Annotated in this window: 12 protein-coding genes; all 12 read right to left on the reverse strand. The window is 67.9% G+C overall.

Annotated elements, in window-relative coordinates:
- Positions 1-111: 111 nt before the first annotated feature.
- The 12 genes from ACQKQD_RS05010 to ACQKQD_RS05065 all read right to left on the reverse strand — a co-directional run bounded on the left by ACQKQD_RS05010 (position 112) and on the right by ACQKQD_RS05065 (position 12,097).
- Positions 112-1,188, reverse strand: a complete 1,077-nt coding sequence (locus ACQKQD_RS05010; protein WP_427507650.1) for a hypothetical protein — start codon at positions 1,186-1,188, stop codon at positions 112-114.
- Between the two features lie 346 nt (positions 1,189-1,534).
- Entirely contained in the window at positions 1,535-1,816 is a 282-nt protein-coding gene (locus ACQKQD_RS05015) for a hypothetical protein (protein WP_427507651.1), read from the reverse strand.
- Between the two features lie 689 nt (positions 1,817-2,505).
- Positions 2,506-2,952, reverse strand: coding sequence for a PTS sugar transporter subunit IIA (locus ACQKQD_RS05020; RefSeq protein WP_427507652.1), 447 nt, complete (start codon positions 2,950-2,952; stop codon positions 2,506-2,508).
- 45 nt (positions 2,953-2,997) lie between these two features.
- On the reverse strand, positions 2,998-3,726 hold the full coding sequence (locus tag ACQKQD_RS05025; protein ID WP_091924434.1) for a response regulator: 729 nt from the start codon (positions 3,724-3,726) through the stop codon (positions 2,998-3,000).
- On the reverse strand, positions 3,723-6,440 hold the full coding sequence (locus tag ACQKQD_RS05030) for an ATP-binding protein (protein ID WP_427507653.1): 2,718 nt from the start codon (positions 6,438-6,440) through the stop codon (positions 3,723-3,725). Before ACQKQD_RS05030 ends, ACQKQD_RS05025 begins: the two co-directional genes overlap by 4 nt.
- A 185-nt stretch (positions 6,441-6,625) precedes the next feature.
- Positions 6,626-7,231: a K(+)-transporting ATPase subunit C gene (locus ACQKQD_RS05035; protein ID WP_427507654.1), complete on the reverse strand. Its 606-nt coding sequence runs from the start codon at positions 7,229-7,231 to the stop codon at positions 6,626-6,628.
- A gap of 21 nt (positions 7,232-7,252) precedes the next feature.
- The gene (gene kdpB / locus ACQKQD_RS05040; protein ID WP_427507655.1) at positions 7,253-9,343 is read right to left on the reverse strand and encodes a potassium-transporting ATPase subunit KdpB; all 2,091 of its coding nucleotides are present in this window, start codon (positions 9,341-9,343) and stop codon (positions 7,253-7,255) included.
- A 106-nt stretch (positions 9,344-9,449) separates the two neighbouring features.
- Complete coding sequence (locus ACQKQD_RS05045) at positions 9,450-9,644, reverse strand: hypothetical protein (RefSeq protein ID WP_091677801.1); 195 nt, start codon at positions 9,642-9,644, stop codon at positions 9,450-9,452.
- 1 nt (position 9,645) lies between these two features.
- Entirely contained in the window at positions 9,646-11,361 is a 1,716-nt protein-coding gene (gene kdpA / locus ACQKQD_RS05050; RefSeq protein ID WP_427507656.1) for a potassium-transporting ATPase subunit KdpA, read from the reverse strand.
- 23 nt (positions 11,362-11,384) lie between these two features.
- Entirely contained in the window at positions 11,385-11,474 is a 90-nt protein-coding gene (locus ACQKQD_RS05055; protein ID WP_020091582.1) for a K(+)-transporting ATPase subunit F, read from the reverse strand.
- A 222-nt stretch (positions 11,475-11,696) separates the two neighbouring features.
- Positions 11,697-11,960, reverse strand: coding sequence for a hypothetical protein (locus ACQKQD_RS05060; RefSeq protein ID WP_056521660.1), 264 nt, complete (start codon positions 11,958-11,960; stop codon positions 11,697-11,699).
- Positions 11,957-12,097: a hypothetical protein gene (locus tag ACQKQD_RS05065; protein WP_020091584.1), complete on the reverse strand. Its 141-nt coding sequence runs from the start codon at positions 12,095-12,097 to the stop codon at positions 11,957-11,959. The genes ACQKQD_RS05060 and ACQKQD_RS05065 overlap by 4 nt, the downstream gene beginning before the upstream one ends.
- Positions 12,098-12,275 lie beyond the last annotated feature (178 nt).

Below are 12,275 nucleotides of genomic sequence, written 5' to 3' on the forward strand. Positions count from 1 at the left end.
CGTCTTTCGATCACACTCGCTAGGTGTGTCTCGTCGCCGCCGGCAGTAGTTCTGAAACAACAAGGTCGTGAACAGGTGCCGTGTCAGCTTCGTGTCTGAGCGAGGGTTCGTTCAGAGTCTCTGCTGGCCTAATGTCCAAGTGAGGCTTGAGTCCGGATTGACGCCATCGCTGGTGGTTTGAACAGGCTTGAGGAAGAAATCTGTATCACCTTCCTCGAAGACATGCATCTTCCCCTGCTGCTGCATGACGACCTTCGGGTCGAATAATCCGCCTGTCTTGGTCGCCATTGGTCCAGACCACATATTCATTTTATCGACGCTAAAGTTTCCTTCGAGGTTTGAGGGAAATTTGCGGAATTGATCAAAAATCTTCCACTGCATCTTATGTTCTGGCCCTTTGACCATGAACATATCCAGATCTGTCTTTGTAGTTCCATTCTTTGGGCGCCACATGCTACGACGTTGAGGATCAGGGCTGCGCCAGATTTCTTTGTTGATCAACACGTCGTACGAGGCCTGCTCGAGACGCTCGGTAAACCATGCGCAGTCGATCTCCAGCGCAACATCGTCGCGTTGGTCCGCATGCGTCGCTCCGTCCCTTGCGATGAGCCATTTCTTGACTTCTTGCTCTGTATACCCAAAGACTGTGCCGCCCAAAAATTGCGTTAAGGGACCAATGATCTGGTGTCCGCCAGTCCTGAAAGCGCGTTCAAAGAAGCGTATTGCTTCACGAAGTTTTCCAGTTGCAGTTCCTGCTGCAAGGTACTCTGCCATTAGTGCCACGCCATCAAGGCGATCGTTTAGTTCGAAGACATGTTGTTCTGGGTCGAAACTGTAAGATCCTTTGGCGATGAGAGCTGGCGGATTTTTCACAATAAAACCGGTCGCCTCTTGCAGATATCGGAGGTCGTCGTTGTCTTCCGGCCGTAATGCCAATATCGGGTTTCCCGATGATATCTGTCTTGTGCAATTCAGTGCTACCGATATCAGATTGCTATATGTCTCTATACCTTCTTCGAGCTGTTCTCTAATCTTATTTGGAAAATTCACCAAACCTTCCTTAGTTTTCTTTGGCCTGTACGGCGCTTTATGGCCCGCCGGTAGTATGTATGTACCAGATCTTACCGTTTCCAGAAGATTCCCGACCAGAAACCTGTTATTTATTCCAAAAGAGAATTGAAAATCCATCGGAGGTCTTTGATCGGTGTCGAGCTTGAGCAAAGCGAACCGAACTAATATCATCGATCATTTGCTCCATCGACTCTTCATATCTGGCGACAATTGCTGGTTTGGCCGCCGCTATCCGTTGATCAATTGCTCCGTTATGCTGGCGCCGGTCTTTGAGAATGGCCGTCTTTTCCCTTGGCGTTGGTTGGAATCCAGAACTTAGCCGACACCTGCTAACCCTCTAACAGATCACCTTGTGCGCAATACCAGAATTGAATTGACACGATTGGCATGTTCCACAACTTGCAACGGACTTGGATGGAGCCACCCTTGTATTGGCGGTAACCCCATCCAGTAGATCGACGTATTACCAGTACAGGCGCTTATTAATATTGTTTAAGACACCGTACATTCCAAGTGCATTTATATGACTGTGCAGTCTCGGCGGAGCCCGAAAACGCATCTGACCATTGCGCTCCCAAACAGCGACGACCGATCCAGCCATTCCGGCAGCGCGGCTTCGTCCTTGCAGTTCGCTCATGATGTCATCCTGCTCGAACGACGACTTGTATTCGAAGCTCGAATCGAGCGGGACGATGACCATGTTCTGGCCAGACTGATTAACGTGCGCAACGTCAAAACTAGGCATGATTATACCTCGATATACCACTCGAGGCGGTCGGGCTTGACCACGGGCATTCGAGCGCCACAATGGCGCCCGCTGTCACACAGCTCGCTCCGCGCCCGACCACCGGGATAATGCGGATCGGAACTTCCGGGCCGTTGGGTGTTCCAGACCCAGCGGCCCTTTCGTTTCCGACGGTCGATCGTCCCCAGTAATTCAAAGCGAAGTCAGTTGACGAACGCCCCTTGCTGGGATGGCGAATCGTGGCAGGTTCACGATTCCACGTCAACAAGTAGTGTTCGATTCGCAGGTTCCCCGCTAGATGTTGTGCCGCCTCGCAAAAGCCTGTGGATATCCTCCTGTGTGGGGATAAGTCTCGGTCCGGCTTTCGGAAATTCGGTCGGCAAAATTTTATCCTCACGACCGCATTCAGCCAGCCCGAGGAGGCAGGACCGAACAGACAGTCATGATCCGGCGCATGGCGCATCGGCGACACATCCAGGGTCCAGGCAGTCCTCCGTGCCTTCACACGGTGAAAACTCGTCCGGTTCAATGGGTGTGGCGACGCTCAGATGCCGATGACACGACCGGTATACAACTCGTCGATTTCTTTAGGCTAAGATATTGCTTAATAAGGGTTTTTTTCCGCAATGCGGTCTTCCTGTTCAAGTTCGTCGAGACCGGCGGCGCGCACTGACGGCCGCGCGGCGCCCTTACCGGCCCGTCGCGGCCGCGTAGAGCGCCGCCGCGTCCCGCGCGGCGCGCATCGCCGCGGCGGCCCCGGGGTCGCGCAGGCGCCGCGCCACGCAGGCCAGCGCGTTCAGCGTCTCGCCCTCGGCGACGGCCGGGAGCAGCAGCAGGACGACGAGGTCCACCGGCCGATCGTCGACCGCGTCGAAATCGATCGGGTCGCGGAGCCGGGCCAGGATCCCGTAGGGGCGCGCGATGCCCTCGAGCCGCGCGTGCGGCAGGGCGATGCCGTCGCCGATCCCGGTCGAGCCCAGGGATTCGCGCCGGATCAGCGCCGGGAGGATCGTCTCCGCGGCGAGGCCGAGGGCGTTGGCGGCGCGGCGCGCCAGCTCCTCGAGCAGCGCCCCCTTGCCGGCAGCGCGCAGGCCGACGAGCGCGTCGGAGGGCGCGAGGATCCGGTCCACACTCATCGCGCGGGATCGCGGGCGCTGGGACACATCGGGTCGTCCTCGAGGTCAGTGGGCGGTCGCGCCGCCGGCGCCACGGTGCGGCGGGGCCGGCTCGTCGTCGGGCGCGCGCAGGCGGTAGCCGACGCCGGTCTCGGTGAGCAAGATCCGCGGCCGCTCGGGATCCGCCTCCAGCTTCTGGCGGAGCTGGCGCACGTAGACGCGCAGGTATTGCGGGTCGGACGAGGACGGCACGGAGCGCATCAGCTGCGCGTGGGTGAGCACCTTGCCGGCATGCAGGACCAGGACGCGCAGGAAGTCGTACTCGCGCGGCGTCAGCTTCACCTCGGCCTCGTCGACCTTCACGATCCGGCGGACCAGGTCGACCGACAGGGTGTCGACGCGGAAGATCGGCCGCTCGCCCCGCGCGGCGAGCTGGTGGCGCATGGCGGCCCGCAGGCGCGCCAGCAGCTCCGCCATGCCGAACGGCTTGGTCACGTAGTCGTTGGCGCCCAGATCGAGCGCCTCGACCTTGCCGCTCTCGTCGTCGCGGCTCGAAAGCACGACGACCGGGAGGTCGGGATGGCTCGATCGAACCGACCGCAGCAGGTCGTGGCCGCGCATGTCGGGCAGGCCGAGATCGAGGATCACGAGGTCGACACCCTCCCGGCCGAGCAGCGCCAGGGCGGTCCGGGCATCGGGCGCCTCCAGGATCGCGTAGCCCTGCGTGGCCAGGCCCATGCGCAGGAGCTTGCGGATCGGCGGCTCGTCGTCGACGACCAGGATCGTGGGGCTCATGCGGCGATGTCCCTGGGCGCGCTCCGGGCCGGAACCGGCAGGCTGACGGTGAAGCAGGCGCCGCCGCGGTCGCGGCGGTTCTCGGCCGTGACGGTGCCGCCCATCGCCTCGACGAAGCCCCGGGAGATGGCGAGGCCCAGCCCGGTGCCGGCCCGGACACGGTCGCCCTTCCGGACGCGGTAGAACTTGTCGAAGACCCGCTCGACATCCGCCTCGGGCAGGCCGTCGCCCTCGTCCAGCACGGCGATCCGGACCCGGTCGTCCGCGCGGCGCGCCCGGACCGTCACGGTCGAGCCCTCGGGCGCGTACTTGGCGGCGTTGTCGAGGAGGTTGACCAGGACCTGCTCGAACAGGACCGGGTCGAGCGCCAGCGGCGGCAGGTCGGCCTCGACCTCCACGGCGACGCGGTGTTCGGCGAGGATCTTCTGGGTGCGGCGCAGGGCGGTGTCGACCGTCTCGGCCACGTCCTGCGCGGAGAGGTTCGGCGCCACCGCGCCGGCCTCCAGCCGGGTCATGTCGAGGAGGTTCGCGATGAAGCGGTTGAGCCGCTCCGATTCCTCGATGATCGTGGCCAGCAACTCCGCCTTGGCGTCCGCGGGCAGCGCCGCCTCGAGGTCGCGGAGCGTGCTGGCCGCGCCCAGGACCGAGGCGAGCGGCGTGCGCAGGTCGTGGCTGATCGAGGTGAGCAGCGCCTGGCGCAGGCGGTCGGTCTCGGCCGCGCGCTCGGCCCGGTCGAGATCCTCCACGAGCCGGACCCGCTCGATGGCGAGGGCGCCCATGTCGGCCAGGGCGTCGAGGAGGCGGCGGCCCTCCGGCGACAGGATCGGCCCGGTACCGTCGGAATCGAGGCCGATCACCCCGATCGTCCCGCGCCCGGTCCGCATCGGCAGGAACAGGCGCTTGGCGCCCGGCAGCGTGTCGGCGCCCCGGCCCGCGGGCCGGTCGTTGTCGAAGGCCCACTGCGCGGCCGCGAGATCGGCCTCGTCCAGCATGTCCTCGGGCGGGTAGCCCGCCCGCACCGTGACGGCCTGGCCGTCCGGCAGCAGGAGGACGACGCGCACCTTCAGCATCGCGGCGACCTGGGCGCAGGTAGCCCAGAGCACGTCGTCGAGGGTGCCGCAGGCGGCGAGCTTCCGCGAGAAGCCGAACAGCCGCTCCGTGGCCCGCGCCCGGCCCTGGCTGACCACCGCGACGCGGCGGGCGCGGGAGGCGAGGTTCGAGACCAGGACGGCCACCAGGGTGAAGAGCAGGAACGCCGCGACGTTGGTCGGATCGGCGATGGTGAGCGTGTAGACCGGCGGCAGGAAGAAGAAATTGTAGGCGAGCGAGGCCGCCACCACCGAGACGAGGGACGGCCCGAGGCCCCAGCGCACCGCCACGGCCACGACCGCGGTCAGCAGGAACAGGTCGGCGTTCTCCACGCCCGCGTAGGGTTCCGCGACGATGGCCGCGCCGAGGCCCGCGGCGATCGCCGCCAGCGCGATCGCGTAGGGCCGCGCGTCGCGCCCCGGGCGCGGCGCGGTCACCGCCACGGCGCGGCGCGCCGGCTTCTCGCCCGGGACGGCCTCGCCGGGGACGACGTGCACGCTGATGGCGCCGCTGTGCCGCACGAGGTCGTACACCACCGAGCCGTTGACCAGCTCGAAGAGCCACGAGCGGTTCGCCTTGCCGACGACGATGTGGTTCACGTTGGCCGAGCGCGCGTAGTCGAGCACGTCGTCGGCGATCCGGCGCCCGCCCGGCAAGGTGACGGCGTCGCCGCCGAGGCGGTCGGCGAGCCGCAGGGCCTCGGCGATGCGGTCGCGCTCGGCCTCGCTCAGGGCCGCCGCCCGCGCGCCCTCGATGGAGAGCGCCGTCCAGGGTGCGTGCAGGCGGTCGGCCAGGCGCTTGGCGTGGCGCACGAGGCCGGCGGAGCGGGGATCCTCGTTCACGCAGACCAGCACGCGCTCGCCCGCCGCCCAGGGACCGGCGATCGCGTTGGCCCGCATGTGGCCGAGCAGCTCGTCGTCGACCCGGTCGGCGGTGCGCCGGAGCGCCAGCTCGCGGAGCGCCGTGAGGTTGCCGCGCGAGAAGTAGTGCTTGAGCGCGCGCTCGGCGTGCGTCGGAACGTAGACCTTGCCGTCCTTCAGGCGCTGGATCAGGTCGTCGGGGTTGAGGTCCACCACCTCGATGTCGTCCGCCCGGTCGAGGACGCCGTCTGGCACCGTCTCGCGCACCCGGATGCGGGTGATCGACGCGACCACGTCGTTGAGGCTCTCGACGTGCTGGATGTTGAGCGTCGTCAGGACATCGATGCCGGCATCGAGGAGCTCCTCGACATCCTGGTAGCGCTTCGGGTGGCGCGAGCCCGGGGCGTTGGTGTGGGCGAGCTCGTCGACCAGCGCCAGCGCGGGCCGGCGCGCCAGCAGGGCGTCGAGGTCCATCTCCTGCAGGACGGTGCCGTGATACGGAACGGAACGGCGGGGGATCGTCTCGAACCCGTCGAGCAGTGCCTCGGTCTCGGCGCGGCCGTGCGTCTCGACGACACCGATTACTACGTCGAGGCCTGCCTTCAATCGCGCCCGCCCGACGGTCAGCATCTCGTAGGTCTTGCCGACCCCGGGGGCGGCGCCGAGGAACACCTTCAGTCGGCCACGCGTCCGCTCCTCCCGGCGCGCGGCTTCGAGCAGGGCGTCGGGGGAGGGGCGGGTCGGATCGCGGCCGGTCTCGGGCATGATCGTCATCTTAGCAAAACGCCGCGGACAACGCGGGATCGTCGCGTCATCGCGAGCGGAGCGAAGCAACCCAGAGCAGCGGGACGCCGGTGGACGTGGCGCGGCTGGATTGCTTCGCTTCGCTCGCAAAGACGAAGCGGGATCCGCAGCGCAGCTTCGGGGTCCCCCCTGCTGCCGGGCGCGCCTCAGCGACGGGCGAGATCGTCGACCGCGAGGTTCAGCGCCAGCACGTTGACGCGCGGCTCACCCAGGATGCCGAGGGTGCGCGCCTCGATGCGGGACGACACCAGTGCGCGCAGCTTGTCCGCCGGGATGTTGCGGGCCTTGGCGACGCGGGGAACCTGGAAGTAGGCGGCCTCGGGCGAGATGTCCGGGTCGAGGCCCGAGCCGCTGGTCGTGACGAGGTCGACCGGGACGGGCGCATCCGGGTTCTCGGCCCTGAGCGCGTCGAGATCGCCCTTCACCCGCTCGGCGAGGACGGCGCTGGTCGGGCCGAGGTTCGAGCCCGAGGAGTTCGCCGCGTTGTAGGGCGCCGGCACCGTCTTCGAGGCGTCGGACGGGTCCGGCGCCGTCGTCGCCGAGGGCCGGCCGTGGAAGTAGCCGGCACCCGTGAAGTTCTGGCCGATCAGGCTAGAGCCGATGACCGTGCCGTCGCGCGCGATCAGGCTGCCGGCGGCCTTGGCGGGGAAGATGGCGCCGGCGAGGCCCGTCATCGCGAGGGGGTAGGCGAGGCCGGTGATCGCCGTCAGGGCGGTGAGCAGGACCAGGGCGGGGCGAAGCTGGTTGAGCATGGCAGGTCTCCTGGGACCGGTTCAGGCGAGGTGGAGGGCGCTGACGGCGAGGTCGATGGCCTTGATGCCGACGAAGGGCACCAGGACGCCGCCGAGGCCGTAGATCAGGAGGTTCCGGCGCAGCAGCGCGGCCGCGCCGACGGCCCGGTAGGTGACGCCGCGCAGGGCCAGCGGGATCAGCGCGACGATGATGAGCGCATTGAAGATGATCGCCGACAGGATCGCGCTCTGCGGCGAGGCCAGGCCCATGACGTTCAGCGCCTGGAGCTGCGGGTAGAGCGTGAGGAACATCGCCGGGATGATGGCGAAGTACTTGGCCACGTCGTTGGCGATCGAGAAGGTCGTCAGCGCGCCGCGGGTCATCAGCAGCTGCTTGCCGATGCCGACGATCTCGATGAGCTTGGTCGGGTCGCTGTCGAGGTCGACCATGTTGCCAGCCTCGCGGGCCGCGACGGTGCCGGTGTTCATGGCCACGCCGACATCGGCCTGGGCCAGCGCCGGGGCGTCGTTGGTGCCGTCACCGCACATGGCGACGAGCTTGCCGTCCGCCTGCTCCTTGCGGATCAGCGCGAGCTTGTCCTCCGGAGTCGCCTGGGCGAGGAAGTCGTCGACGCCGGCCTCGGCGGCGATCGCCGCCGCGGTCATCGGGTTGTCGCCGGTGATCATCACCGTGCGGATGCCCATCTGGCGCAGCTCGGCGAAGCGCTCGCGGATGCCGCCCTTCACGATGTCCTTGAGGTAGACCACGCCCAGCAGGCGGCCGTCCTTGGCCACGGCGAGCGGGGTGCCGCCGGCCTTGGCGATCTCCTCCGCGATGGCGCGGATCTCGGTCACGACGCCGGTCTCGGCCTCGGGGCGGATGGCCAGGGCGACGTTGGAGCCGCGCGAGGCGATGGGCTGGCCCGAGACCGAGGCGATGACGGCGTCGACCGCGCCCTTGCGGATCGACGTGCCCTGAAGGTCCACGCCCGACATCCGCGACTGCGCGGTGAACGGCACGAAGGTGGCGTTGAGGCCGCCCATGTCCCGCGCGCGGATGCCGTACTTCTCCTTGGCCAGCACCACGATCGAGCGGCCCTCCGGCGTCTCGTCGGCGAGCGAGGCGAGCTGCGCCGCGTCGGCGAGATCCTGCGCGGTGACGCCGCGGACGGGGCGGAACTCGGTGGCCTGCCGGTTGCCGAGGGTGATCGTGCCGGTCTTGTCGAGGAGCAGCGTGTCGACGTCGCCCGCCGCCTCCACGGCGCGGCCCGACATGGCGAGCACGTTGAAGCGGACCAGCCGGTCCATGCCGGCGATGCCGATCGCCGAGAGCAGCGCGCCGATCGTCGTCGGGATCAGCGTGACGAACAGGGCGACCAGAACGATCACGGGGATCGACCCGCCCGCGTAGCTCGCGAAGCTCGGGATCGAGGCCACCGCGAAGACGAACACGATGGTGAGGCCGGCGAGCAGGATGTTCAGGGCGATCTCGTTCGGCGTCTTCTGGCGCGAGGCGCCCTCCACGAGCGCGATCATCCGGTCGACGAAGGTCGAGCCGGCCGCGGCGGTGATGCGGACCTTGATCTCGTCCGAGAGGACCTGCGTGCCGCCGGTCACCGCCGAGCGGTCGCCGCCGGATTCGCGGATCACCGGGGCGGATTCGCCCGTGATGGCCGCCTCGTTCACGGAGGCCACGCCCTCGATCACCTCGCCGTCGGACGGGATCAGGTCGCCGGCCTCAACCAGGACGACGTCGCCGACCCTGAGCGTGGTGCCCGGCACCGTCTCGAAGGCCCGGCCCTGGCCGGTCAGGCGCTTGGCGGTCATCTCGGTGCGGGTGCGCCGCAGGCTGTCGGCCTGGGCCTTGCCGCGCCCCTCCGCGAGGGCCTCGGCGAAGTTGGCGAAGATCAGGGTGAACCACAGCCAGAGGATGATCTGGCCCGAGAAGAGCAGGTCGCTGCCGCCGGTGCCGAGGTCGCGGACGAACAGCACGGTGGTGAGGAGCGCCACGACCTCGACCACGAACATGACCGGGTTTCGGATCATGGCCCGCGGATCGAGTTTTCGTACCGAGCCGAGGAGGGCCGGCCCGATCAGGGCGGCGCTGAACAGGGATGACGTCTGACGCGACATGGGAGATGTCCGGAGGAGAGATTGAAGTGAGGCTGCCGTCCTTGCGAGCGGAGCGAAGCAACCCAGGGCCGCGCTTCGCTGCGCGCGCGATCACGGTTGCGGAGGCTCAGCCCCCGGCGCCGAGGGTCAGCGCGTAGGCGGCCAGCAGGGCGAAGCCGCCGAGCATCACGACGCCGAGGAGCGCCAGGATGAGGTCGGAGGTCCGCAGGGGCTGGGCGCCGCCGCGGTCGTGCCGCAGTGGAGAGCGGTGCAGCGCGAGGTGGTGGCGCGGGACGCGCCGGGCGGGGAAAGCGCGCGGCATCTCAGCCCCCCGTCGCGAAGGTCTGGCCGGCCGCGCCCGCGAAGTGCTCCACGATCGGGCCGAGCGCGAGCGACGGGAAGAAGGTCAGACCGCCCATGATCAGCACGACGCCGACCAGCAGCCCGACGAACAGGCCACCGTGGGTGGGGAAAGTGCCCGCGGAGGCCGGGACCGTCTTCTTGGCCGCGAGCGAGCCCGCGATGGCGAGCACCGGGATCTTCACGAAGAACCGGCCGACCAGCATGCCGACGGCGAGCGTGCTGTTGTAGAACAGCGTGTTGGCCGTCAGCCCGCCAAAGGCCGAGCCGTTGTTGGCCGCCGCCGACGTGTAGGCGTAGAGGATCTCCGAGAAGCCGTGCGGGCCGGCATTGGCCGGGCCGGCGAGGCCCGCCGGCACCACCGTCGCCAGGGCGGTGAAGCCCAGCATCATCAGCGGCAGGCAGAGGATGCCGAGCATGGCCATCTTCACCTCCTTCGCCTCGATCTTCTTGCCGAGGTATTCGGGGGTGCGGCCGACCATCAGGCCCGCCACGAAGATCGCCACGATGACGAAGATCAGCATGCCGTATAGGCCGGCGCCGACGCCGCCGATGATGACCTCGCCGAGCTGCATGTTGAGCAGCGGGATCAGGCCGCCGAGCGCCGTGAACGAGTCGTGCATGGCGTTCACCGCGCCGCAGGAGGCCGCGGTGGTGATCACCGCGAACAGCGCCGAGGCGCTGATCCCGAAGCGGACCTCCTTGCCCTCCATGTTGCCGCCGGTGAGCCCGAAGCTGCTGAGCACCGAGCTGCCGTTGGCCTCGGCCCAGTAGGTGACGGCGACGCCGGCCAGGAACAGGATTCCCATGGCGCCGAGGATCGCCCAGCCCTGACGCTCGTCACCGACCATGCGGCCGAAGACGTTGGTCAGCGCGGCGCCGATCGCGAAGATCGAGACCATCTGGACGAAGTTCGACAGGGCGGTGGGGTTCTCGAAGGGGTGCGCGGCGTTGGCGTTGAAGAAGCCGCCGCCGTTGGTGCCGAGCATCTTGATCGCCACCTGGCTCGCGACCGGGCCCAGCGCGATGGTCTGCTTAGCGCCCTCCAGCGTCGTAGCGTCCGCGTAGGCGCTGAGCGTCTGCGGCATGCCCTGCCAGACCAGGAACAGCGTGTAGGGGATGCAGATCGGCAGCAGCACGTAGAGGGTCGCGCGGGTCACATCGACCCAGAACGAGCCGATCGTGCCGCTGGAGGCGCGGGCGAACCCACGGATCAGCGCCACCGCGACCGCGATGCCGGTCGCCGCCGACAGGAAGTTCTGGTGCGTCAGGCCCAGCATCTGGGACAGGTACGACAGCGTGGTCTCGCCGCCGTAGGACTGCCAGTTGGTGTTGGTGATGAAGCTGGTCGACGTGTTGAACGCGAGATCCGGCGCCACCGCGCTCTGATCGGCCGGGTTCAGCGGCAGTACCGCCTGCAGGCGCAGGATCGCGTAGAGCACCGCGAAGCCCAGCACGTGGAACAGGATGATCGCGCCCGTATAGGCCAGCCAGTGCTGCTCCTGGCGGTCATCGATGCCGGATACGCGGTAGAGCCCGCGCTCGATCGGTCCGAGAACGGGCGAGAGGAGGGTGCGCTCTCCGGTGAAGACGCGGGTCATGTACGACCCGAGGGGCTTCACGAGCGCCAGAACGATCGCGCCGTACAGCGCGATCTGGATCCAGCCGTTGAGGGTCATGGGGGGAGATCCGTCAGGGCCGCTCAGAACCGCTCGGGGCGGACGAGGGCGTAGGTGAGGTAGACGAGGAGGCCGGCGGTCACGCAGGCGCCGAGGGCGAGATCGAGGGTCATGGCGGCCTCTCTCAGAGCCGGTCGCAGGCGGCCGCGTAGCCGGCCGCCGCGGCGAAGAAGGCGAGGCCCCCTGCGAGGAAGACGATGTCGAGCATGGTGGTCTGGTCCGGTTCGGCGGACCGGCCGCGGAGGCTCCGCGGCCGGCCTTGGCCGACCAGCAGTGTCGCCGGGAACCGCGTTAGGGTTCGAGCGAGGACCGGGCGGGAGTTTATAAGGGCCGCGTTAGGATCCGGCGTCGCCGCCGAAGCTGGCCCGGAGACCCGCGCAGGCGGCCGGCACGGTCAGCCACGCCGCGCCCGGGCAGAGACGGCGCCACCGGGCGCGATCGAGCCGGATCACCCCCGCCTCGCGGCCGAGGATGCCGCCGTAGGCGAGGCCGCAGACGCGGCAGCGGCCCGCCAGCGGCTGGATGGATAACCCCGGGGGTGCCGTGCCGGACGGCGACGCGGCGTCGCCGCGACAGGGCGGCGCGACTCCGGCGCTCACTGGACCCGCAGGGGTTCGAAGACGTTCAGCGCGAGCAGCGCGAGGGACACGGCGGACCACCCGCCGAGCGCGACGACCATCAGCGCGAAGACGCGGTCGGCCCTGCACTCGGCGAGGATGTAACGGACGATCGGCATGCGGAGGCTCCATCCGGGCTGATGCCCGATGGCGCGACCACGTCCGCATCGGCCGTGAGGGACCAAGACGCGCTCGGGGCGTCCGGCATAGGGATGTCATCAGGATGGGGGGCCGGCGCGCCCGTCAGCCCGAGAAAGCGCGGATCGAGCGCGTGCAGGACGCGGGGCGGTGAGTCGT

The organism is Methylobacterium sp. NPDC080182, assembly GCF_050281105.1.
Classification (GTDB): domain Bacteria; phylum Pseudomonadota; class Alphaproteobacteria; order Rhizobiales; family Beijerinckiaceae; genus Methylobacterium.